The 22,819-nt window shown below is 32.3% G+C and carries 23 protein-coding genes and 5 tRNA genes; 3 read left to right on the top strand and 25 right to left on the bottom strand.

The annotated features are described in order from the left end of the window. Window positions 1–4: 4 nt before the first annotated feature. The 25 genes from rpoB to CLV91_RS16080 all read right to left on the bottom strand — a co-directional run bounded on the left by rpoB (window position 5) and on the right by CLV91_RS16080 (window position 19,931). The gene (gene rpoB / locus CLV91_RS16200; protein ID WP_121069275.1) at window positions 5–3,814 is read right to left on the bottom strand and encodes a DNA-directed RNA polymerase subunit beta; all 3,810 of its coding nucleotides are present in this window, start codon (window positions 3,812–3,814) and stop codon (window positions 5–7) included. Window positions 3,815–3,947: 133 nt separating this feature from the next. Continuing rightward, a complete protein-coding gene (gene rplL / locus CLV91_RS16195; RefSeq protein ID WP_121069274.1) occupies window positions 3,948–4,325 on the bottom strand; it encodes a 50S ribosomal protein L7/L12 in 378 nt (125 codons plus the stop codon). A gap of 50 nt (window positions 4,326–4,375) precedes the next feature. Then, entirely contained in the window at window positions 4,376–4,891 is a 516-nt protein-coding gene (rplJ, locus tag CLV91_RS16190) for a 50S ribosomal protein L10 (protein WP_121069273.1), read from the bottom strand. A gap of 26 nt (window positions 4,892–4,917) precedes the next feature. Continuing rightward, entirely contained in the window at window positions 4,918–5,607 is a 690-nt protein-coding gene (gene rplA / locus CLV91_RS16185) for a 50S ribosomal protein L1 (RefSeq protein ID WP_121069272.1), read from the bottom strand. 19 nt (window positions 5,608–5,626) lie between these two features. Beyond that, entirely contained in the window at window positions 5,627–6,064 is a 438-nt protein-coding gene (gene rplK / locus CLV91_RS16180) for a 50S ribosomal protein L11 (RefSeq protein WP_121069271.1), read from the bottom strand. A 70-nt stretch (window positions 6,065–6,134) separates the two neighbouring features. Beyond that, complete coding sequence (nusG, locus tag CLV91_RS16175; RefSeq protein ID WP_121069270.1) at window positions 6,135–6,686, bottom strand: transcription termination/antitermination protein NusG; 552 nt, start codon at window positions 6,684–6,686, stop codon at window positions 6,135–6,137. Between the two features lie 8 nt (window positions 6,687–6,694). Further along, window positions 6,695–6,883, bottom strand: coding sequence for a preprotein translocase subunit SecE (gene secE, locus CLV91_RS16170; RefSeq protein ID WP_121069269.1), 189 nt, complete (start codon window positions 6,881–6,883; stop codon window positions 6,695–6,697). Between the two features lie 61 nt (window positions 6,884–6,944). After that, a tRNA-Trp gene (locus CLV91_RS16165) sits at window positions 6,945–7,017 on the bottom strand. Window positions 7,018–7,083: 66 nt separating this feature from the next. Next, entirely contained in the window at window positions 7,084–8,271 is a 1,188-nt protein-coding gene (gene tuf, locus CLV91_RS16160; protein ID WP_121069268.1) for an elongation factor Tu, read from the bottom strand. Window positions 8,272–8,328: 57 nt separating this feature from the next. Beyond that, a tRNA-Thr gene (locus CLV91_RS16155) sits at window positions 8,329–8,400 on the bottom strand. A gap of 103 nt (window positions 8,401–8,503) precedes the next feature. After that, window positions 8,504–8,576, bottom strand: a tRNA-Gly gene (locus tag CLV91_RS16150). A 150-nt stretch (window positions 8,577–8,726) separates the two neighbouring features. Then, window positions 8,727–8,808: transfer RNA gene (locus tag CLV91_RS16145), tRNA-Tyr, on the bottom strand. Window positions 8,809–8,836: 28 nt separating this feature from the next. Next, a tRNA-Thr gene (locus CLV91_RS16140) sits at window positions 8,837–8,910 on the bottom strand. A 101-nt stretch (window positions 8,911–9,011) separates the two neighbouring features. After that, window positions 9,012–9,314, bottom strand: a complete 303-nt coding sequence (gene hpf, locus CLV91_RS16135) for a ribosome hibernation-promoting factor, HPF/YfiA family (RefSeq protein ID WP_121069267.1) — start codon at window positions 9,312–9,314, stop codon at window positions 9,012–9,014. Window positions 9,315–9,351: 37 nt separating this feature from the next. Then, entirely contained in the window at window positions 9,352–10,242 is an 891-nt protein-coding gene (locus tag CLV91_RS16130) for a tyrosine-type recombinase/integrase (RefSeq protein WP_121069266.1), read from the bottom strand. Window positions 10,243–10,331: 89 nt separating this feature from the next. Then, complete coding sequence (gene rpsU, locus CLV91_RS16125) at window positions 10,332–10,526, bottom strand: 30S ribosomal protein S21 (RefSeq protein ID WP_121069265.1); 195 nt, start codon at window positions 10,524–10,526, stop codon at window positions 10,332–10,334. A gap of 87 nt (window positions 10,527–10,613) precedes the next feature. Beyond that, window positions 10,614–11,786: an acyl-CoA dehydrogenase family protein gene (locus tag CLV91_RS16120; RefSeq protein ID WP_121069264.1), complete on the bottom strand. Its 1,173-nt coding sequence runs from the start codon at window positions 11,784–11,786 to the stop codon at window positions 10,614–10,616. Between the two features lie 212 nt (window positions 11,787–11,998). Next, window positions 11,999–12,685: a ComEA family DNA-binding protein gene (locus CLV91_RS16115; protein WP_121069263.1), complete on the bottom strand. Its 687-nt coding sequence runs from the start codon at window positions 12,683–12,685 to the stop codon at window positions 11,999–12,001. 14 nt (window positions 12,686–12,699) lie between these two features. After that, window positions 12,700–14,286, bottom strand: a complete 1,587-nt coding sequence (locus CLV91_RS16110) for an alanine/glycine:cation symporter family protein (RefSeq protein ID WP_121069262.1) — start codon at window positions 14,284–14,286, stop codon at window positions 12,700–12,702. A gap of 89 nt (window positions 14,287–14,375) precedes the next feature. Continuing rightward, complete coding sequence (locus CLV91_RS16105) at window positions 14,376–15,383, bottom strand: potassium channel family protein (protein WP_121069261.1); 1,008 nt, start codon at window positions 15,381–15,383, stop codon at window positions 14,376–14,378. A gap of 2 nt (window positions 15,384–15,385) precedes the next feature. Further along, entirely contained in the window at window positions 15,386–15,613 is a 228-nt protein-coding gene (locus CLV91_RS16100) for a PspC domain-containing protein (RefSeq protein ID WP_121069260.1), read from the bottom strand. A gap of 9 nt (window positions 15,614–15,622) precedes the next feature. Then, window positions 15,623–16,906, bottom strand: a complete 1,284-nt coding sequence (locus CLV91_RS16095; protein ID WP_121069259.1) for a DUF2851 family protein — start codon at window positions 16,904–16,906, stop codon at window positions 15,623–15,625. Between the two features lie 79 nt (window positions 16,907–16,985). Further along, the gene (locus tag CLV91_RS16090) at window positions 16,986–17,297 is read right to left on the bottom strand and encodes a rhodanese-like domain-containing protein (protein ID WP_121069258.1); all 312 of its coding nucleotides are present in this window, start codon (window positions 17,295–17,297) and stop codon (window positions 16,986–16,988) included. A gap of 54 nt (window positions 17,298–17,351) precedes the next feature. Continuing rightward, window positions 17,352–18,539, bottom strand: a complete 1,188-nt coding sequence (locus CLV91_RS16085) for a DUF1501 domain-containing protein (RefSeq protein ID WP_121069257.1) — start codon at window positions 18,537–18,539, stop codon at window positions 17,352–17,354. A gap of 12 nt (window positions 18,540–18,551) precedes the next feature. Beyond that, window positions 18,552–19,931 carry a DUF1800 domain-containing protein gene (locus CLV91_RS16080; protein WP_121069287.1) on the bottom strand — a complete coding sequence of 460 codons (1,380 nt, stop codon included), beginning with the start codon at window positions 19,929–19,931 and terminating at the stop codon, window positions 18,552–18,554. A gap of 161 nt (window positions 19,932–20,092) precedes the next feature. Here CLV91_RS16080 and CLV91_RS16075 point away from each other — a divergent pair, with 161 nt between their 5' ends. The 3 genes from CLV91_RS16075 to CLV91_RS16065 all read left to right on the top strand — a co-directional run bounded on the left by CLV91_RS16075 (window position 20,093) and on the right by CLV91_RS16065 (window position 22,803). Next, the gene (locus CLV91_RS16075) at window positions 20,093–20,539 is read left to right on the top strand and encodes a MarR family winged helix-turn-helix transcriptional regulator (protein ID WP_121069256.1); all 447 of its coding nucleotides are present in this window, start codon (window positions 20,093–20,095) and stop codon (window positions 20,537–20,539) included. Window positions 20,540–20,569: 30 nt separating this feature from the next. After that, the gene (locus CLV91_RS16070) at window positions 20,570–21,148 is read left to right on the top strand and encodes a YceI family protein (RefSeq protein ID WP_121069255.1); all 579 of its coding nucleotides are present in this window, start codon (window positions 20,570–20,572) and stop codon (window positions 21,146–21,148) included. 257 nt (window positions 21,149–21,405) lie between these two features. Next, window positions 21,406–22,803 (top strand): anthranilate synthase component I family protein, encoded by a 1,398-nt coding sequence (locus CLV91_RS16065; RefSeq protein WP_121069254.1) that lies wholly within the window; start codon window positions 21,406–21,408, stop codon window positions 22,801–22,803. The last annotated feature ends 16 nt before the right edge of the window (window positions 22,804–22,819 follow it).

The following is a 22,819-nucleotide window of genomic DNA, read 5'->3' as shown; positions in this document are numbered from 1 at the left end:
TTACTTATTCCTCTAATCTAATGTCTAAACCTAAACCTTTAAGTTCATGCATTAATACGTTAAAGGATTCTGGTAAACCAGGTTCTGGCATTGTTTCGCCTTTTACAATAGATTCATATGTTTTTGCTCTACCTATAACGTCATCAGACTTCACAGTCAATATTTCACGTAATGTTGCAGATGCTCCATATGCTTCTAATGCCCATACTTCCATTTCTCCAAAACGTTGACCACCAAATTGTGCTTTACCACCTAATGGTTGTTGTGTTATTAAAGAGTATGGTCCTATAGAACGAGCGTGCATTTTATCATCTACCATATGTCCTAATTTTAACATATAGATTACACCTACTGTTGCTGGCTGGTCAAAACGCTGACCTGTACCACCATCATGAAGGTATGTATGTCCAAATCTTGGAATACCTGCTTCATCTGTATATGCATTAATTTGATCTAAAGTAGCTCCATCAAAAATTGGAGTTCCAAACTTTTTACCAAGTTTAAGTCCTGCCCAACCTAATACAGTCTCATAAATTTGACCAATGTTCATACGAGAAGGTACCCCTAGCGGATTTAATACAATATCTACTGGTGTTCCATCTTCTAAGAATGGCATATCTTCATGACGTACTATACGAGAAACAATACCTTTATTTCCGTGACGTCCCGCCATTTTATCACCAACTTTTAATTTACGTTTTTTAGCAACATAAACTTTAGCTAATTTGATAATACCTGCTGGCAATTCATCTCCTACAGATATGGTAAACTTATCTCTTCTTAGGTTACCCTGAAGATCATTTAACTTAATCTTATAGTTATGTAATAAATCTGCTAATTGTGCATTTGTATCTTTATCTGTAGTCCAGCTTCCACCAACTAAGTGTGCAAAATCATCTACAGCATTTAACATCTTCATGGTATATTTTTTACCTTTTGGTAAAACCTCTTCCCCTAAATCGTTCAATACTCCTTGTGATGTTTTCCCATTAACTATGATAAATAATTTTTCAATTAAGATATCTTTTAGTTGTTGAAACTTTACTTCGTATTCTAATTCTAATTTAGAAATTGCTTCTTTATCTTCAGAACGCTTACGCTTATCTTTTATAGACCTAGAGAATAATTTCTTTTCAATTACAACACCTCTTAAAGATGGTGACGCTTTTAATGAAGCATCTTTTACATCTCCAGCTTTATCCCCGAATATTGCACGTAGTAATTTTTCTTCAGGAGTTGGATCTGATTCTCCTTTTGGTGTAATTTTACCAATAAGTATGTCACCAGGCTTAACCTCTGCTCCAATACGAATCATACCATTTTCATCCAAATCTTTTGTTGCTTCTTCCGAAACATTTGGAATATCATGTGTTAATTCTTCAGCTCCTAATTTGGTATCACGAACATCTAAAGAATATTCATCTACGTGTATTGATGTAAATACATCCTCACGAACAACTTTTTCAGAAATTACAATTGCATCCTCAAAGTTATATCCTTTCCAAGGCATAAATGCTACCACTAAGTTTCTACCTAATGCTAATTCTCCTTTTTCAGTTGCATATCCTTCACAAAGTACTTGTCCTTTATTAACTCTATCTCCTTTTTGAACAATAGGTTTAAGGTTAATACTTGTTCCTTGGTTTGTTTTTCTAAACTTAACTAATTTGTAGGTCTTGGAATCTTCTTCAAAACTAACTAGTCTCTCATCATCTGTACGATCGTACTTTACAGTAATTTTCTGAGAATCAACATACTCAACAACACCTGCCCCTTCAGCATTTATTAATACTCTAGAATCTGATGCTACTTGACGCTCTAAACCAGTACCTACAATCGGAGATTGTGGCTTTAATAATGGCACAGCCTGACGCATCATGTTAGACCCCATTAATGCACGGTTGGCATCATCATGTTCTAAGAATGGAATTAAAGATGCAGATATAGATGCAATTTGATTAGGTGCAACATCAGTATATTGTATTTCTGATGGATCTACAACTGGAAAATCTCCTTCTTCTCTTGCAATTACTTTTTCTGTATCTATTGTACCATCTTCTTTTAAAGGAATATTTGCTTGCGCAATTTTCATTCCTTCTTCCTCTTCTGCACTTAGGTACCTAAACTCTTCAATATCAACTTTAGAATCTGTTACCTTACGGTATGGCGTTTCTAAGAACCCCATTGGGTTAACTTTTGCAAAAACTGCTAAAGAAGATATAAGACCAATGTTTGGTCCTTCTGGTGTTTCAATAGGACATAATCTTCCGTAGTGTGTATAGTGAACATCACGTACTTCAAAACCAGCTCTTTCTCTTGATAAACCTCCAGGTCCAAGAGCAGATAATCTACGCTTGTGTGTAATCTCTGCTAATGGATTTGTTTGATCCATAAACTGAGATAACTGGTTAGTTCCAAAGAATGAGTTAATTACAGAAGATAATGTTTTAGCATTAATCAAGTCAATTGGTGTAAAGACTTCATTATCACGAACATTCATACGCTCGCGAATAGTTCTTGCCATACGAGCTAAACCTACTCCAAATTGAGATGACAATTGTTCTCCCACGGTACGTACACGACGGTTAGAAAGGTGATCAATATCATCAATCTCTGCTTTTGAGTTAATTAACTCAATTAAATATTTGATAATAGTTATAATATCTTCTTTGGTTAAGACTTGCTTATCCATTCCAATATCTAACTGTAATTTTTTGTTCATTCTATAACGACCAACTTCACCTAAGTTATAACGTTGATCAGAGAAGAATAATTTATCAATTATACCTCTTGCAGTTTCCTCATCTGGCGGTTCTGCATTACGTAATTGACGGTATATATGTTCAACAGCTTCTTTTTCAGAGTTTGTTGGATCTTTCTGTAGTGTGTTATGAATAATTGCATAATCAGACTGCGCATTATTTTCTTTATGCAATAATACCGTCTTAACATCTGCATCCATAATTTCTTGAATATGATCTTTTTCAAGAATAGTGTCACGATCTAAAACTATTTCATTTCTTTCAATAGATACAACTTCACCAGTATCTTCATCAACGAAATCTTCATGCCATGTATTAAGTACTCTAGCCGCAAGTTTACGACCTAATACTTTTTTTAATCCTGCTGTAGAAACTTTTACTTCCTCAGATAGGTCAAAAATTTCTAAAATATCTTTATCTCTTTCAAAACCAATTGCTCTAAATAAAGTAGTAACAGGTAATTTTTTCTTTCTATCAATATAAGCGTACATAACGCCATTGATATCTGTAGCAAATTCTATCCAAGAACCTTTAAAAGGTATTACTCTTGCAGAATAAAGCTTAGTTCCATTTGCGTGAAAAGATTGTCCAAAGAATACCCCTGGAGAACGGTGTAACTGAGATACAACAACTCTTTCTGCACCATTTATAACAAATGTACCACTAGGTGTCATGTAAGGTATAGTACCTAAGTAAACATCCTGTACAATTGTTTCAAAATCCTCATGTTCTGGATCTGTACAATATAATTTAAGTCTAGCCTTTAAAGGCACACTGTAAGTAAGTCCACGCTCAATACATTCTTGAATTGAATATCTAGGTGGGTCTATAAAATAATCTAAAAATTCCAATACAAACTGATTTCTAGTATCAGTTATTGGAAAATTTTCCATGAAGGTATTGTATAATCCTTCATCTCCTCTTTGATCAGATTTAGTTTCAAGTTGAAAGAAATCTTGAAATGATTTAATCTGAATATCCAAGAAATCTGGATATTCCGGAGTGTTCTTAGCGGATGCAAAATTAATTCTCTGAGTCTGATTTTTGAACATCTATGGACAGTATTTTGATCGTGAATACTAAATGGGTTGTATATTACCTAATATACATAATATATAAAAAAGGCTTAGGTCTAAGCGCAAATTGCGAAAAGACCTAAACCATAAGTGCTATATGTTGTTGCTATTATTTAAGCTCAACTTCTGCTCCTGCTTCTTCTAATGAATTTTTAATTCCTTCAGCTTCGTCTTTAGAAACACCTTCTTTAATTGCTTTTGGTGCGCTATCAACGATATCTTTAGCATCTTTTAAACCTAAACCAGTTAATTCCTTAACTAATTTTACAACTGCTAATTTAGAACCACCAGCGGCTTTTAATATTACATCAAATTCTGATTTTTCTTCAGCAGCTTCACCACCAGCAGCAGCTCCACCAGCAGCAACAGCAACTGCAGCAGCTGCAGGCTCTATACCGTATTCATCTTTTAATATATCAGCTAATTCGTTTACTTCTTTTACAGTAAGATTAACTAATTGTTCTGCGAAATCTTTTAAATCTGCCATTTTTACTATCGTTTAATAAATTTTTAAAATATAATTGTTTTTAGTGCGTACTATTTCTCTGATAATGTTTTAAGGATACCAGCCAGTTTACCACCACCTGATTTAAGTCCAGAAATAACATTCTTAGCAGGAGATTGTAATAATCCTATAATCTCTCCAATCATTTCTTCTTTAGACTTAATGCTAACTAAAGCATCCAAATTCTCATCACCAATATAAACTGCTTCTTCTACGAAAGCACCTTTTAATAAAGGTCTATCAGATTTTTTTCTGAAATTCTTTATTAATTTTGCAGGCGCATTTCCTACTTCAGAAAACATTAAAGAAGTATTCCCTTTAAGTACCTCAGGAAGTTCTCCAAATTCTCTATCAGAAGCCTCCATTGCTTTTGCAAGCAATGTATTTTTAACTACTGCCAGTCTAATATCTGCCTTGAAACACGCTCTTCTTAAATCAGAAGTAGTAACTGCATCAAGACCAGAGATATCTGCTAAATAAATAGTAGAACTATCTCCTAACTGCGTAGTCAAATCTTGTATAACGTTTGCTTTTTCTTCTCTTGTCATAATTAAATTTTTAAACTACCAGTTAATTAAACTGTTTTTGGGTCTAATTGAACACTAGGACTCATTGTACTAGACATGAATATTGATTTAATATACACACCTTTAGAAGCCGTTGGTTTCAATTTATTTAAAGTATCTAATAACTCTTTACAGTTTCCTGCAATTTTATCAGCAGAGAAAGATGCCTTTCCAATTGCCGTATGCACTATACCAGTCTTATCAACTTTAAAATCTATTTTACCTGCTTTTACTTCTGTAACTGCTTTAGCCACATCCATAGTAACAGTACCTGTTTTTGGGTTAGGCATTAAACCTCTTGGACCTAATACTCGTCCTAAAGGACCTAATTTTCCCATTACGCTTGGCATTGTGATAATTACATCAACATCTGTCCAACCCGCTTTTATTTTTGTCAAATATTCATCTAATCCAACATAATCTGCACCAGCTGCTGTAGCTTCGGCTTCTTTATCTGGAGTAACCAAAGCTAAAACTTTTACATCTTTACCCGTTCCGTGTGGAAGTGTAACAACCCCACGAACCATTTGATTTGCTTTTCTTGGATCTACACCCAAACGAACAGCTAAATCTATAGATGCATCAAATTTTGTTTTGGTAATTTCTTTTACTAAAGCAGACGCCTCATCAACAGAATAAAGTTTATCTTTTTCTATTTTAGCACGAGCCTCCTTTTGGTTCTTTGTTAACTTTGCCATTTAAATTGCTTTTAAGATTTTAAAAAGGTCTTTTACCTGCAACTTTTAAACCCATAGATCTTGCCGTTCCTGCGATCATGCTCATTGCTGATTCTACAGTAAATGCATTTAAATCTACCATTTTGTCTTCGGCTATCGCCTTAACCTGGTCCCAAGTTACATTACCTGATTTTACTCTGTTAGGTTCGCCAGATCCTTTTTTAATCTTAGCTGCTTCCAATAGCTGAACTGCCGCTGGTGGTGTTTTTACAATAAAATCAAACGATTTATCCTTGTATACGGTGATAACAACTGGTAATACTTTACCTGGTTTATCCTGTGTACGAGCATTAAACTGCTTACAGAACTCCATTATGTTAACACCGGCAGCACCTAAGGCGGGTCCAACCGGTGGCGATGGATTCGCTGCACCTCCCCTAACTTGTAGTTTAACTACTTTACCTACTTCTTTTGCCATTGTTTTTAATTAAATTGAAAGTGTACCAGTGGAAGCGATACTACTTTTAAATATGTAACAAATTATTAAATTAAATTTTTTCTACTTGCATGTAACTTAATTCTAATGGTGTTTTTCTTCCAAAAATCTTAACCATTACCTCAAGTTTACGTTTTTCCTCATTAATTTTTTCAACTGTACCGTTAAAACCATTAAAAGGACCATCTATTACTTTCACTGTTTCTCCAAAAACAAAAGGTATTGCAACGCTATCTGTATTCACAGTTAACTCATCCACTTTACCTAACATTCTATTTACTTCAGATTTTCTAAGCGGAACAGGATCACCTCCTTTAGTTTCTCCTAAAAAACCAATAACATTGGTAATAGATCTAATAATATGAATCATCTCTCCACCTAAATTAGCTTTGATCATGATGTAACCAGGAAAATACACTCTTTCCTTATTAATTTTTTTTCCGTTTCTAATCTGAATAACTTTCTCCGTTGGAACCAAAACATCTTCTAAATAATCAGAAAAACCTAAACGAGTAACCTCACTTTCGATATATCCTTTTATTTTATGCTCTTGCCCACTAACAGCTCTTACCACATACCACTTCTTCTCTAAAACTTCAGACATGATTGAGCTTAGTTTAAAACATTATTAAAATACAACTGAACCAACTTACTTAAAGCAGAGTCTACACCCCAAGTAGCTAATGCGAACAAAATTGAAAATACCGCAACTACCACCATAAGGTTCGATGACTCCGAACGCGGAGGCAGTGTGACATTATTTTTTAGCTCCTCAATAGACTCTTTTATGTATGACAACATAGCTATATTATTTTTTTCAGTTTGATTAGAAAAAAGAAATAAATATTTCTTTTACAATTTGCACGGCAGGAGAGACTCGAACTCCCGACACCTGGTTTTGGAGACCAGTGCTCTACCAACTGAGCTACAACCGTGTGTATTTTACACTGAAAGGTATCCGCCAATGGCGGACACCTTATAATGTAAAACTATAAATTATTTTAATCTAAAATCTTAGTTACCTGACCAGCTCCTACTGTTCTACCACCTTCACGTATTGCAAAACGTAATCCTACGCTTAATGCAATTGGAGATAATAACTCAACAGTAATAGTAAGGTTATCACCAGGCATAACCATCTCTACTCCAGAAGGAAGATTAATTGTACCTGTTACATCCGTTGTTCTTACATAGAACTGAGGACGATAGTTATTATGGAATGGCGTATGACGACCACCTTCTTCTTTTTTAAGGATATAAACCTCAGCTTCAAATTTAGCATGTGGAGTTACAGAACCTGGCTTACAGATTACCATACCTCTTTTAATATCAGTCTTTTCAATACCTCTTAATAAGATACCAACATTATCACCAGCTTCACCTCTATCTAATATCTTACGGAACATCTCAACCCCTGTAATTGTAGAAGCTAATTTTTCTGCACCCATACCAATAATATCAACAGCGTCTCCAGTATTAGCAACACCAGTTTCGATACGACCTGTAGCAACAGTTCCACGACCAGTAATTGTAAATACATCTTCAATTGGCATTAAGAAATCTTTATCAACATCTCTCTTTGGCAACTCAATCCAAGCATCAACCTCTTCCATTAATTTCATTACTGTATCAACCCACTTTTGCTCACCGTTAAGCGCACCTAAAGCAGAACCAGCAACAACAGGCCCATTATCACCATCATACTCATAGAAAGAAAGTAATTCTCTTACTTCCATCTCAACAAGCTCTAAAAGCTCCTCATCATCAACCATATCCACTTTATTCATGAATACAACTATTCTTGGAATACCTACCTGACGACCTAATAAAATGTGCTCACGTGTTTGTGGCATTGGACCATCTGTAGCAGCAACAACCAATATAGCACCATCCATTTGAGCAGCACCAGTTACCATGTTCTTAACATAATCGGCGTGACCAGGACAATCTACGTGTGCGTAGTGACGATTTGCAGTAGCATATTCTACGTGCGATGTATTAATTGTAATACCTCTTTCTTTTTCTTCAGGAGCGTTATCGATAGAATCGAAACTTCTTAATTCAGAAAGACCTGCATTTGCTAATACTGTAGTAATAGCAGCAGTTAATGTAGTTTTACCGTGATCTACGTGTCCAATAGTACCTATATTTAAGTGCGGTTTGGAACGATCGAAAGTTTCCTTTGCCATGTTTAATGAATTTTAATCTTTAGTTTATATTAGTGTACAAATTTTATCTTCAAAATGAGCCAATGACGAGATTTGAACTCGTGACCTCTTCCTTACCAAGGAAACGCTCTACCCCTGAGCTACACCGGCGTAAAGTGCTCAATTTAACACCTTAAACAACCAAAGCCCATTAAAGGTGTTTATTACACAAAAAACAGAAGCAACCCATGGCTGTTCTGTTTCTTATGTTTTGAGCGGGAGACCGGGTTCGAACCGGCGACATTCAGCTTGGAAGGCTGACGCTCTACCAACTGAGCTACTCCCGCTTATTTACTTCTTGAAAAAATTCAGAAAGCAAAATTACAACATTTTCAAAATTTCAAAAAACTATTTTAAAATAATCTTTTACTTAAAAGCTAATTTTGATTTTAGCTTTGCAAAAGTAACCTTTTAAAAGTACTTTCTAAAATTTTTTGTGGGGAGAGCAGGATTCGAACCTGCGAAGACGTAGTCAGCAGATTTACAGTCTGCCCTCGTTGGCCGCTTGAGTATCTCCCCAAACCATTATTTAAAGAACTTTTTAAAGAGCCGATGGAGGGACTCGAACCCACGACCTGCTGATTACAAATCAGCTGCTCTAGCCAGCTGAGCTACATCGGCTTTTTATACTTTTTTAGCTATAAAAAAGTCCGCTATTTCTAACGGACTGCAAATGTATACGTTTTTTTGTTTAAACAAAACAAAAAATGAAAAAAATTTAACTAAGCTTGTGCTCTTATTTTTTGCTTCTTTTTTATTAGCCTTCTTTCCAGTGAATTACATGCAGAATCAACAGCTTCTTCAAAAGATTTACATTGCTTTTTTACCACAAAATTATCTTTAGGTATATTCAATTTTATCTCTACAATCTTATTTTCTTTCAATTTATTATTATCTAATTTTAAAAAAACTTCTGAACTTATGACCTTATCATAAAAAGTTTCTAGCTTATCTAACCTACTTTGTACAAAATGTATTAGAGACTTATCTGCATTAAAGTTCACGGATTGTGCATTTACTTTCATAGAATATTATTTTAAAAAGTTAAACAATTAAGTACTATTATTTTTTTCCTCTAGGATGCGCTTTAGAATGCACTTTTTTTAATTCCTCTATACCATTGTGGGTATAAACTTGAGTCGATGCCAAGCTTGAGTGACCTAGTAATTCTTTTACCGCATTTAAATCTGCGCCTTTATTTAACAAATGTGTTGCAAAAGTGTGCCTTAATATATGCGGACTCTTTTTTACTTTAGAAGACACCTTACTAAAATACCCATTTATTATTCTATAAACAAAAGTTTCATAGATTTTATTGCCCGACTTTAAAAGAAAAAGATACTCCGAATCGTTAATTTTTGTTAAAGTATTTCTCTCCTCTAGATATACATTAAATAACTTTATGGTTTTTGATAATAAAGGGATTATTCTTTCTTTTTTTCTTTTCCCTAAAACCCTAAGAACACCTTGCTTTAAATCTAAATCTGAAAGTTTTAAATTTACAAGCTCCGCTCTACGCATTCCAGTCGCATACAATACATCTATTATTAATTTATCTCTAACACCCTCAAAACCTTCGTTAAAAGTAATTTGCGACAGCATTTGCTCCATTTCTACCTCTGAAAACGGAACTTCTATTTTTTTTGAAACTTTCAAAGCCCTATGTTTTACTAATGGCGATACCTTTATGTCTCCTACTTTTTGAAGAAATTTATAATATGCTTTTAAAGATGCTATTTTTCTATTTATTGTTCTATTAGAAATTTTCTTTTCACTTAAATAAACAACCCAACTACGAATAACTTTATACTCTATATGCACTACATCTGTAACAGCATATTCCTCCTCACAAAAGGATATAAATTCCTGAATGTCTTTCTTATATGCCAAAACAGTGTGGACAGAATATTTTTTTTCTAAACCTAAATAATCTAAAAAAGGAGTTATCAACATACTCTCAAAGTTAGTATATAATTTAAAATTAATCCATAAAAAAATCCTGCTAATAGCAGGATTTTAAATATCTAAACAGATTTACAGACCTAAACTTCTTCTTGATCTCTTAAACCTTGAATATACTGAGCTTTCTGTATTTGCGCTCTACGAGCTACAGATGGCTTTGTAAATTGTTGACGCTTTCTTAACTGACGCATTGTTCCAGTTTTATCGAACTTTCGCTTAAAACGCTTTAAAGCTCTATCTATGTTTTCTCCTTCTTTAATTGGTATAATTAACATATGCTACTACCTCCTCTCTTTTGTGATTAAGGGTGCAAATATACTATTTATATTTACATAACAAACCTTATTATTATTTTATTTAAATTAAACCTCCACTGCAGGTTTATATGTTTTTTTATCTATGATTATTTTTGATAATATTTCTTTTAATATTTCTGACGTACCCCCACCTATTGGGCCACACCTACTATCTCTAAGCAATCTAGCCATAGGATACTCTTCCATAAAACCGTAGCCGCCAAGCATTTGAAGGCAATCGTATATTACCTCATCTGCCATTTTTGTTGATAATAATTTAGACATTGTAGCTTCTTTAACTACATATTCTCCACGACTTAACTTATAGGTTACAGAGTAATTATACTCTTTACACATCTCCATTTCGGCAGTTCTTTCTACCATTTTATGCCTTAAAGCCTGAAACTCATTTATTTTTTTTCCAAATGCAGTTCTTTCTGACATATAATTTATTGCATAATCTAAAGCATATTCTGCACGAGCATGCGCATTAATTGCCATAATTAAACGCTCTAATGAAAAATGCTGCATTATATAAGAAAAACCTTTATCCTCTTCCCCTAACAAATTAGCTACAGGAACTTTTACATTATCAAAAGCTATTTCTCCAGTATCTGATGCTCTCCACCCTAATTTATCTAATTTAGTTGCAGAGACCCCTAGAGTTTCTCTATCCACCAATAACATACTTATACCTTTATTACCTAATTCTGGAGAGGTCTTAGCAGCCACCACTAAATAATCACTATAAACACCATTGGTTATAAAAGTTTTAGAACCATTTAATATATAATAATCTCCTTCTTTTACTGCATTAGTCCTCATTCCTGAAACATCTGACCCTCCAAAAGGTTCCGATATACACAAACAACCTATTTTTTCTCCTGAAATACTAGACGCTAAATATTCTTGTTTTATACGCTCATCCCCTTCTTTATTTAAATGGGTCATTGCTAAATACATATGCGCCCACATTGCAGCAGCAAAACCAACAGAATTTATTTTCTGCAGTTCCTCTAAGAAAATAACCGTATAAAATAAATCTAACTCTAAACCGCCATATTGACTTGGGTAGGTTAAACCAAAATAACCCATGTCTCCGAATTTTTTCCAGATAAAGCGTTCAATTACACCATCTTTCTCCCATTTATCTACATGAGGAACAACTTCTTTTTTTAGAAAACTTTTTAGACTCTCACGAAACAACTCGTGTTCTTCACTAAAATATCTTTTATCCATGCCTTAATTTACAATACAAAAAATTCTTATTTGAGTTCCAAATATAACTTAATTTTACGAATCTCATAACAACTGAAAGTCTTTATTTTTTATCATATATTAAAAAATAAAGCATTAAAAATAAATAATACGTAAAAAAAACCTCTTATATTACTGTAAATTATACATATGATAATTTTTAATCGAATAACAAAGTTGACACAGTTTTAAATTTAGTTCTTAATATTCGAAGCTTTTAATACTTGGAATTTCTCTAAAAGTCTATTGGCTACATCTGGCTTTAAGCCATAAACCTTATAGATTTGATTATTATTAGAAAAACCTCCAAGCTTTTTCCTGTATTTAACTATTCTTTTAGATAGAACTTCTCCTATCCCATATACTTCTCTTAAATCTACAGAAGTAGCTATATTTAAATCTTTATATTTTTTAATATAGTCAGATTTTTTGTCCTTTTTTGATACAAATAACTCCTTTGTTTTTTCTTGTTTCCATTCTGGAAATTTAAAATAAGGTTGTATTCTCTTAAGAAGAGAATCTGAAATTTTGGTTACTTGCTGAAACTCTATTGCAGTATTTACATACTTATTTGTTTTTCTATATGTATGTAAACGATTAATTTCATCAACAGACATTCCTAGTGTATATCCTTTATAGTCTGAAATAAAGTTGGGATTAAAAGGATGTATTATAGATTTTTTATTAGCTACACCCTTCTTTAAAAGGTCTAATTTATTCTGCTCCGAAAGATTTAAAACAAATTTATCTTCTAGGGGTTTTGAATAATTTTTATCATACAAATAATACCCACCCTGAAGCAAAACAATAAATAATAACAAAAAGAAAATCCCACTTTGTTCTTGTTTAGAAAACTGAATGCGGGATTTTATATTTTTCAAAATAAGAGTATTGTTTACAATTTAGCCTCCTTAATAGCACTTAAATATCTACCTAGTTCTTTTTTAACAACAGGGAATAAGAAAAATAAACCTACCATATTAGGGAATACCATAGCAAAAATCATAGCATCTGAGAAATCCCAAATAGATTTCATACTTGCTGCTGCTCCAATAATTATAAAGGTTAAGAAAAGTAATTTATAAACCATATCAGCTGTTTTTCCTCTTCCGAATAAAAACTTCCATGATTGTAATCCATAATAAGACCAAGATATCATTGTAGAAACTGCAAATAAAACAACTGCTACAGTTAAGAATACATTTGAGTAAGGAATATATTGCGCAAATGCCATAGAGGTTATTCCAGCTCCTTCATACGCCACGCCATTAATCATAACAGAACCTTCACCTCCATACTCAAAGAAACCTCCAAAATTAAAAATAACAATTACTAAAGCTGTCATTGTACAAATTACAACCGTATCTATAAAAGGTTCTAATAATGCAACCAAACCTTCTGATGCTGAATATTTTGTCTTAACAGCAGAATGTGCTATAGAAGCAGAACCTGCCCCAGCTTCATTAGAAAAGGCTGCTCTTTTAAATCCTACCAATAACACTCCAATTAAACTTCCCACTCCAATTGCAGTAGGGTTAAAAGCTTCCGATAGTATTAATCCAAAAGCATCATCTATTAAAGAGAAATTACTTAAAATTATATATAAGCACGCAATTAAATACATTACTGCCATAAAAGGCACTACTTTCTCTGTCACCTGTGCAATTCTTTTAATACCACCAATTATAATGATACCCACTAAAATTGCTAAAATAACACCAATTATTGCTCCTGCACTAGAACTTGTTAAGCCCATTAATTCCTTTATCACAATAGTAGCTTGGTTAGATTGCGCTGCATTACCACCACCAAAAGAACCTCCTATACAAAAAATAGCAAACATTGCTGCTGCTATTTTACCTAAAACCGTATACCCTCTTTCTTTAAGTCCTTTACTTATATAATACATTGGTCCTCCATAAACAGTACCATCTTCTCCCACATCTCTATATTGCACTCCTAATGTACATTCCACAAATTTTGAAGACATTCCTAAGAGTCCACAAATTATCATCCAAAAAGTAGCGCCTGGGCCTCCTAATGCAATTGCTAAAGCTACACCTGCAATATTACCATTACCTACTGTACCAGATACAGCAGTTGCTAAAGCCTGAAAATGTGTTACTTCTCCCTCTCTACTTTCGTCCTCTATCGTATCCATAATATCACCATCAATGATATTAACATCCGATTTTTCTACACCATGATGATCTACTTCATCATATTTACCTCTTACTACATTTATTGCTTTTCCAAAATACCTAATATTTGGAAAACCAAAATATAAAGTAAAAAACAAAGCACTCATTACAAGTAGTATTAAAACAAATGGAACACCAAATACAGGGAAAAATATTACTGCGGAAAAGAAATCGGAAACTGGTTTAAAAGCTTGATCTATTTTTTGATCCATCCCGACCTCTTGGGCCATAGCTAATAATGGTGAAAAAAAGGCAAGAAATGCCAGAAGTTTATACTTCATAATATTTGAGTTATTTTTAATGAATTAATTAGTCGGCAAGCAATATCCTAAAAATTATGCCCGTAATCAAATATTATACTAAAATAATATTATTCAATATGAAACATATTGTTTAGTTTTTTTATCTGTTCTGGTCTTCCTAATACTATTACTTTGCTTTTTGGCTGCAACTTCATATCTGCTTCTGGGTTTATAATATATTCCCCATCTGGCGCTATATAGCCAATAATTGTGCACCCTGTTTTTCTTCTTAAATCTAAGTCCCTCAATGAATTACAATCTACTTGATCCGCAAAATCTTCAATTGCAACTTCTTCTAAATTAGTAGTATGCTCCCCTTCTGTTGAAAGTTTATCCATAAAAGTTATTAGATCTGGCATTACAACTAAAGATGCCATATGATCCCCTCCAATTTTATCTGGCATTATTACTTGGTTTGCTCCTGCCAACTGAAGTTTTTTCTGAGAAGTTACCAAAGAAGCCCTACTAATTATATATAACTTTTTATTTATTTGTCTTGCGGAGAGCACTACAAATAAATTTGCGGCATCGTCTGGAAGTGTTACTATTAAATACTGTGCACGATCTATACCCGCTTCTAATAGTACCTCATCATCATTAGCATCTCCCTCTACAAATAAAACATCTTCTTCATGTTTTTCAATAATTTCTTTATCCTTTTCTATTACCAAAAACGGCTTTTTATACGCTCTTAATCTTTCTGCAGCTTGCCTTCCGTTTCTACCATAACCGCAAACTACAACATGGTTAGACATTTTTTTAATAGTATTTTTCACTTTTTTCTTTTTTAAAAGTTGTTCGGAGTTTCTACTTAAAATATACTCTGTAATTACAGAAATTGCAAAAGCAAAAATAAATACGCTAGATATAATTAAAAATATTGTGAATATTTTTCCTTGCATGTCTAAAGGTTGTACTTCAGAAAAACCAACCGTAGTCACTGTTATTATTGTCATATAACAAGCATCTACCCAAGAAAAACCTGATATATAACGATAACCAAACACGCCAAAAACAAACACTACCAACATTAATGTTAGTGCTAAATAAAATTTAGACTTAAAAAGCTTTATCATAATTATAAATCAAAAACAGAAGTTCTTTTAGTGTATACTAAATCTTTAATTTTTAACCAAAAAGCAACAAATAAATATAACGCAAAACCAAAGCCCAGAGTTACAAAAGTTACATATATAAATGAAGTGCGTACCACTCTTGCTCTTATACCTAAACGGTCCGCAATACGACCACATACTTCAAAACCTCGTTTCTGGAAAAAATATAAGATTTTATAAAAAAAATTCATGCTTTAAAATTAGGTATTTCCTTTTAATAAATTTACTCCTATTGCACATTGTAAACATTTATTTTTTGTACAATAACCGTTGTACAACTGCAATAAAGCTTGACTATCTTTTGCAGATGGTACAGTTACACCTCTTTTTTTAAAGTTATTTATTCTAGAATTATCTTCTGTATCTATTTTTGAAATAATATTAAGCAGCTCTTCATTTACATCTTTTCGAAGACTTTTTGCATAATAAAATTTAAAGGGGATAATAGTATTTATTACTATTAAATCTATAAACTTTTTAGTTATTTTCTTTTTGCTTTTTTTACTTTCCTTTCCAAAACTGTAGTGCGTATCCCAATATTCACTAGCACTAACAGTAAAAATAGTATACAAATCTTCTAAAGATGTTTCGCTTATTAGTTTTGAAAATAAATTTTGATGTTCCCCATACATACTTGCAAATTGAGAAAGCCTTATTGTTGGGAAATTAGGCGGTCTAAGTTTAAAAAAATGAGGTTTTTCTATACCTACCTCACTAAGTTCTAGCTTATTTTTAAGAAACTCATATTCCTTTTTTAGTTTAATATAATAAACATCTACACAGTCTTTTTTTTCTAAAAGTCCCAACAAACCATATAACACACTCTCTAGCTGAAAGTCATTATTTTTAAGTTTAGACACTGTAGATGCATTTAGACTCTTCTGTAAACTAAAAAAAGAATCCCCATTAATTTTTAGCCCAAAACTCTTTAAAAGCATAATAAAAAGTACATATTCCCAATCGTTATTAGATTTTTTTAAGAGTTCTTTTATCACCTCTGTTTTTTGCTCTAAACGCTCAAAAAACAAACGTTCTAGCCAATTATTGACTACAAAATCATCTACTCCATTAATATCTTTTTCACAATTTATAAACTTAGCATCTGTAGCATTAAATATATTCTCATAATTTATTAAAAGCTTCTCTTCTATATATGTTTTTAACTCTAAAGTTGGTATTTTACTATTGTCATTCCTAAAAACAGAAACATCATCTTCCCAAACTACATGAAGTATTACAGAATTATAATTATCATCTACCTCATGATTATGCGCATACCAGTCTGATGATTTCAGGTGTATTTCTACATTACCAACCCACAACTGTTCCCCCACACGAACTTGGGCATTAAAAAAATCTGGCCCTTCTTTATGATTATGCTGCCCTATTTTTACAACAGTTACCGGTACGCCATCTGTTGTCTTTAAATTAGTTGTTGGTATTTTTTTATGTTTCCAAACAAAGTGTAATAAATCTTCTTGCATGTATTTTTAATAAAAATCTGAGTGTTGGTCATAAAAAAACCCACTTAAAAGCGGGTTTAATTTACTAAATCCTTTTTACTTATTCCGCAACTTCACCTTCCCAGTTCATAAAACCACCTACTAAATTATAGGTATTTTCAAAACCTATACTATTCATAATAGCACAAGCTTGCCCACTACGGTTACCTGAACGGCAATACACATAAAAGTTCTTTGTTTTATCTAATTTTTCTACCTCTGTCAAAAAATCGTGTCCTAAATATATATCTATATTTGTAGAATTAGGAATATAACCTTCTTCTACTTCTTCAGGAGTTCTTACATCTAAGATAAAAGCATTATCATCTTTTTCTAATTGTTCTTCCCATTCTTGTTGTGATAAATCTGCCATTTTTTACTGCTTTATTTTAATACATCAAAAATACTACATTATTTAAACAATCTCTTATACAAGATCTAAGGTTTTAAATTTTCCGTTTAGGATAGAACTAGGTTCTGTTTCCAACCATTCTTTAATAAGAGAGGCATAAATATTTCTAAAATCAACCTCATATATTAAATCTCCATTACTATCTAAGTTTAACAAATTATCTGGCTTATTATACATTCCTGGATGCTTAAGGTTTTCTCCTAATAAAAAAACCATATTAGCAGCACCATGATCGGTACCTTTAGCCGCGTTTTGCTTTAATCTTCTACCAAATTCAGAAAAAGTTACAATAATAGTATCCTTAAAAGCACCTGTTTCCTTTAAATCTTTTACAAAAGTTGCTATCCCTTTAGAGTACACATCTAAAAGTCTTTTCTGAGAATTTAATTGATTTGCATGTGTATCAAAACCGCCAAGGCTTGCATAATATACTTGCGTTTCTAGACCTGAGTTAATAAATTCTGAGATAGTCTTTAATTGTTTTCCAAAAGCATTATTCGGATATTCTTGAGAAGAAGAATAGACTTTAGTTTTTTCATATATCTGAGCTACAGAAGACTTAGCATCTACAACTGTTTTATATAAGTAGCCTAAATTATGTTCGCTTAAATGGGAAGCTGTATATTTATCTAGCATTTTACCAAAATATGCATCCTTAGTTGTTTTATAAAAAAGAGAAGCGTCTTTAGTTGCTATCCCATTAATAGTTTTTCCTTTCATTAATAAAGACAAAGTATCATCTACTTCTATAGCTCCTAAAGGTTTTTTACTTACTTCGGCTAAATACCTACCTACCCAACCTGTTTTTAAATATTCTCCAGAACCGCTAGCGGTATGCCAAATATCGGTAGCTCTAAAATGAGACCTACTTGGGTTAGGATACCCTACATTATTTATAACACTCACATAACCTGCATCATACAAAGACTTAAAATCGGCTAAGCTTTCATGAAAACCATGCGTATCATTTATTGCTAATACTTCATGCTTGTTTCTAGCTATTGTATTTCTATTCTTATAATATATATCATTTGTATACGGCACCAAAGTATTTAGACCATCATTACCTCCTGATAACTGTAGGATTACTATTTTCTTATCTCTAGGAGTAACATCTGTAGTTTCATAAGCTTGCACAAAACTTGGCACAAATAAAGCTGTGCTTGCTAAACCACTATTTTTTAAAAAGTCTCTTCTTTTCATAGTTTCTTTTTTTTAGCATAATTGATATTCCGGTAATGACATTAATTGCACACAGAACTCCTGCTTATTTGTCTTTTTTAAACTTTGTAAAAACTCCTGAGTACCTTTGTTTGTTGTAGTACTTATTAAGTTATGATACAACTCCTCATAATTTAAATGCCCATAATTTTCATGAAACACTTCCCAGTTTTTTGTTACTGTAAGTCTTCTATTAAAATTAGATTTTTTCTTATTAAACTCCTCAAAACTATCTTCGAATTCCCCTTTAACATCAAAGGCTATTGTGCCATTCATAAACAAAACAGAAGGTAATTTTAATCGAACCATCATAGTGTTAGAATCTATCCAATTTCTACCCTCAGACCAACCCGCTACATTAGGGGGTTCTAACAAAACCTGCCCCAACAAACGCTGTATATACAGAAACTCATTTGGTTTTTTAAAAGAAAAAGGTATGGTTCTTTTCAATTGTACTAATAAATCTATAGGAGATTTAATTTTTTGACCTATCACATCCTTTTCATAAAACCAATTGGCCATAAAAAGGTGACGCATTACTTCTTCTATATTATAGTTTTCTCTAAAAACAATTGCCAACTCCTCTATTCTGCCTTCATTAGGAATATCATTAACAAAATGGAGATATATTTTCTTAGCAATAAACTGCGCGCATTCTGGTCTTTTTAAAATTAAGTCTATAATATCTTCCCCATTAAAATTACCTTTTACGCCAAAAAATTCTTTTTCCCCAAAATCATGTTGTTTCTTACGCAAAACAAACTCTCCTTTAAAAGTATGCCCCCAACCCGTAAAGGCTCTTGCAGATTCTTTAATATCTTTCTCTGTATAGGCTCCTATTCCTAGCGTAAAAAGCTCCATAAGTTCCCTTGCAAAATTTTCATTAGGTTTACCTTTTCTATTTTGTTGGTTGTTTAAATAGCTTAGCATTGCAGGTTCTTTTGCTATAGCAATTACAAAATCTCTAAAATTACCTAAAGCATATTTCCTAAGAGTTGCATTATAATGCTGGGAAAAAACTATATTATTAGTACGTACTACAAAATGATTAGCCCAAAACAAAGTCATACGTTCTCTTAACTCTTCATTTGAAGTTGCCATTTTATCTACCCAAACTAAATTGTAATCCTTTAACTTACTCCTACTCACCTTTATTAGCTGTCTAAATTTTTTTGGATTTTTTTTAGGTGTATCTGTCTGCATAAAGGCATCTATATCTGGAGTTGGCAAATACAAATGCGTAATAGATTTAGAAGATTTAAATAGTTTTTTTACTACTTCTTTCTTTTTTAAACCAGATAATTTCTCCACTGTTTTAGGAGAAATACCAAAACCTGCTCGCTGGTACAAATGCCTTATATGAGTATCTTTCAAAATAGATTTTTTAGTAGTTTGACTCAATTTACACTTAATAGTTTAATTATTCAATCTTCTTATATTAAATACAAACTCTTTTTTTAACAAAAATTTAATTCTAAAAACACATATATTAAAACAAATCAACATACATTTGTATATACAATTATTGTAGAGACATGAATGTTGAAGAAATAATAAAAACGGATAAAAAAATGGAATTACCAAGTAAAACGGTAATCCATTTAATGTTAGTAAGCAATAAAGTAAATGAAACAATAAATGCAACTTTAAAGCCTTTTGATGTTTCTATTCAGCAATTTAACGTATTACGTATTTTAAGAGGACAGTGTGGCAAACCTGCCAACTTAAAAACCTTAAATGAACGTATGGTTACTAAAATGAGTAACACTACTAGGTTAGTAGATAAATTAATACTAAAAGGGTATGTAAAAAGAAAAACCTGTGAAACTAACCGAAGAAAAATTGAGATTTATATTACCACAAAAGGAGAAAAAGCACTTTCTAGCATGGATATTGCAATGAACAAGAATGACAAACATATTGTTCAAAATTTTTCCGAAGAAGAACTAGAGTACCTGAACGTATTGTTCAATAAATTTTAAATATAACATTAACTATTAATTACATTAAAAATGAAAAAGAAATTATTAAGTCTAGCATTTGCAGTAGTATTTGGATTTACAGCTACTGCCAACACACCAATAGATGGTGACAAAAAAACAATTAAAACTAGTGAAAGTACAGTAACATGGAAAGGTTACAAAGTAACCGGGGAACATGCTGGCACAATAAGTTTAAAATCTGGTTCTTTAGATTTTAAAGGAAGTAAACTTACTGGTGGAGAATTTGTAGTAGACATGACTACAATTAACACTACAGATTTAGAAGGAGAGTACAAAGGAAAATTAGATGGGCATTTAGCTTCTGATGATTTCTTTGGTGTAAAAGCGCACCCTACTGCAAAATTAGTTTTCAAAGACCTAAAGTCTTTTAATAAAGATTCTTATACGGTAACAGGAGATTTAACTATTAAAGGGATTACTAAAGAAGTAACATTTGTAGTTTCTGTATTTGAAAATAAAGCTACTGCTACTTTAAAAGTAGATAGAACAAAATACAATATTAAATATGGTTCTTCTAGTTTCTTTGATGATTTAAAAGACAAAGCAATCTATGATGAGTTTGATTTAGTTGTGGAATTAGCTTTCTAAAAACAACAAAAACATTTTAAAAACCCTATAACTTATAACAAAGTAATAGGGTTTTATTATTTTTTACAATAGGCTATTGGCTATTATAAAAATCCTTTTTATATTTGAAGCACAATGAGGAATAATAAAACAAATATTTGGTGGTGGAGTAACTTACGAAAAACATCGTGAGCAAAGCATCATTGTAGTAAAACTATATAAAAGGCTTGTCATCACGACAAGCCTTTCCTTTTTTAAAAAACTTAATACTTTATCTAATGAAATATCAATTAGAGACACATTTTAAAAAAATACTTGCAGATACCATTACTCCGGTTAGTGTGTATTTAAAAATTAGAGACCGTTTTCCTAATAGTATCCTATTAGAAAGTAGCGATTACCACGCTAATGATAATAGTTTCTCTTATATATGCTGCAATCCTATTGCATCTATTAAAGTAGAGAACGAGGTAATCCTACAACAATTTCCAGATGGTACTTCTAAAGAAATAGAAATTAAAGAAGATACAGATGTTGTTTCTATACTAGATGATTTTAGTAAAAAATTTAAAGGCAGTAAAAATGACTTTAAGTTTATAAACAATGGTCTTTTTGGGTATATGGCTTATGATGCAGTACGCTATTATGAAGATGTAGACCTTTCTAAAAAAGAAAATAGTGCTATTATTCCAGATATTTACTATGCGGTATATCAAAATATAATAGCTATAAATCATTTTAATAATGAGGCTTATATTTTTGCACATTGTTACAACAGTAAAGAAAATATTGCCGAGATAGAGCAAATTTTAAATATTAGAAGTTTTGCTTCTTATAATTTTACTACCCAAGGAGAACCAACTTCTAACTTAAAAGATGAGGAATACAAAGAACATGTAGAACTTGCTAAAAAACACTGCCAACGTGGCGATGTTTTTCAACTAGTACTTTCTAGACGTTTCTCTCAAGAATTTAAAGGAGATGAGTTTAATGTGTATAGAGCATTACGCTCCGTAAACCCTTCCCCTTACCTGTTTTATTTTGATTATGGAGATTTTAAAATTTTTGGAAGTTCTCCAGAAGCACAACTTATTGTAAAAGAAGGAAAAGCAGAAATTCATCCAATTGCAGGTACATTTAAAAGAACAGGCAATGATGAGCAAGATGCCATTCTTGCAAAAAAACTTACTAAAGACGACAAGGAAAATAGTGAACATGTTATGCTTGTAGACCTTGCGCGTAACGACCTTAGTAGAAACGGAAATACAGTTAAAGTAGAAAACTATAGAGAAGTACAGTTCTTTTCTCATGTTATACACTTGGTTTCTAAAGTTACCGGACAAAAGAAAGAAGATATCCCAACTATGAAAGTTGTAGCAGATACTTTCCCTGCCGGAACATTAAGTGGTGCTCCTAAACACATGGCAATGCAACTTATAGAAAAGTATGAAAAAACAAGTAGAGGCTATTATGGTGGCGCCATAGGTTTTATGGATTTTGAAGGTAATTTTAACCATGCCATAATGATTAGGACTTTCCTAAGTAAAAACCACCAATTACACTACCAAGCTGGTGCAGGTATAGTTGCTGCCTCTAAAGCAGAAGATGAGTTACAAGAAACATACAACAAACTAGGTGCTTTAACCAAAGCATTGGAAATAGCAAAATCTATCTAAATTTCCAAAATTGAGA

The organism is Maribacter vaceletii (assembly GCF_003634105.1).
Taxonomy (GTDB): domain Bacteria; phylum Bacteroidota; class Bacteroidia; order Flavobacteriales; family Flavobacteriaceae; genus Maribacter_B; species Maribacter_B vaceletii.
This window is presented reverse-complemented; position numbering and strand designations above follow the sequence as displayed.

Bases quoted from the DNA above. Each gene is read 5' to 3' on its own strand.
- rpoB (WP_121069275.1), bottom strand. From the start codon at position 3,814: ATGTTCAAAAATCAGACTCAGAGAATTAATTTTGCATCCGCTAAGAAC.
- rplL (WP_121069274.1), bottom strand. From the start codon at position 4,325: ATGGCAGATTTAAAAGATTTCGCAGAACAATTAGTTAATCTTACTGTA.
- rplJ (WP_121069273.1), bottom strand. From the start codon at position 4,891: ATGACAAGAGAAGAAAAAGCAAACGTTATACAAGATTTGACTACGCAG.
- rplA (WP_121069272.1), bottom strand. From the start codon at position 5,607: ATGGCAAAGTTAACAAAGAACCAAAAGGAGGCTCGTGCTAAAATAGAA.
- rplK (WP_121069271.1), bottom strand. From the start codon at position 6,064: ATGGCAAAAGAAGTAGGTAAAGTAGTTAAACTACAAGTTAGGGGAGGT.
- nusG (WP_121069270.1), bottom strand. From the start codon at position 6,686: ATGTCTGAAGTTTTAGAGAAGAAGTGGTATGTGGTAAGAGCTGTTAGT.
- secE (WP_121069269.1), bottom strand. From the start codon at position 6,883: ATGTTGTCATACATAAAAGAGTCTATTGAGGAGCTAAAAAATAATGTC.
- tuf (WP_121069268.1), bottom strand. From the start codon at position 8,271: ATGGCAAAGGAAACTTTCGATCGTTCCAAACCGCACTTAAATATAGGT.
- hpf (WP_121069267.1), bottom strand. From the start codon at position 9,314: ATGAAAGTAAATGCACAATCCGTGAACTTTAATGCAGATAAGTCTCTA.
- CLV91_RS16130 (WP_121069266.1), bottom strand. From the start codon at position 10,242: ATGTTGATAACTCCTTTTTTAGATTATTTAGGTTTAGAAAAAAAATAT.
- rpsU (WP_121069265.1), bottom strand. From the start codon at position 10,526: ATGTTAATTATACCAATTAAAGAAGGAGAAAACATAGATAGAGCTTTA.
- CLV91_RS16120 (WP_121069264.1), bottom strand. From the start codon at position 11,786: ATGGATAAAAGATATTTTAGTGAAGAACACGAGTTGTTTCGTGAGAGT.
- CLV91_RS16110 (WP_121069262.1), bottom strand. From the start codon at position 14,286: ATGAAGTATAAACTTCTGGCATTTCTTGCCTTTTTTTCACCATTATTA.
- CLV91_RS16105 (WP_121069261.1), bottom strand. From the start codon at position 15,383: ATGATAAAGCTTTTTAAGTCTAAATTTTATTTAGCACTAACATTAATG.
- CLV91_RS16100 (WP_121069260.1), bottom strand. From the start codon at position 15,613: ATGAATTTTTTTTATAAAATCTTATATTTTTTCCAGAAACGAGGTTTT.
- CLV91_RS16095 (WP_121069259.1), bottom strand. From the start codon at position 16,906: ATGCAAGAAGATTTATTACACTTTGTTTGGAAACATAAAAAAATACCA.
- CLV91_RS16090 (WP_121069258.1), bottom strand. From the start codon at position 17,297: ATGGCAGATTTATCACAACAAGAATGGGAAGAACAATTAGAAAAAGAT.
- CLV91_RS16085 (WP_121069257.1), bottom strand. From the start codon at position 18,539: ATGAAAAGAAGAGACTTTTTAAAAAATAGTGGTTTAGCAAGCACAGCT.
- CLV91_RS16075 (WP_121069256.1), top strand. From the start codon at position 20,093: ATGAATGTTGAAGAAATAATAAAAACGGATAAAAAAATGGAATTACCA.
- CLV91_RS16070 (WP_121069255.1), top strand. From the start codon at position 20,570: ATGAAAAAGAAATTATTAAGTCTAGCATTTGCAGTAGTATTTGGATTT.
- CLV91_RS16065 (WP_121069254.1), top strand. From the start codon at position 21,406: ATGAAATATCAATTAGAGACACATTTTAAAAAAATACTTGCAGATACC.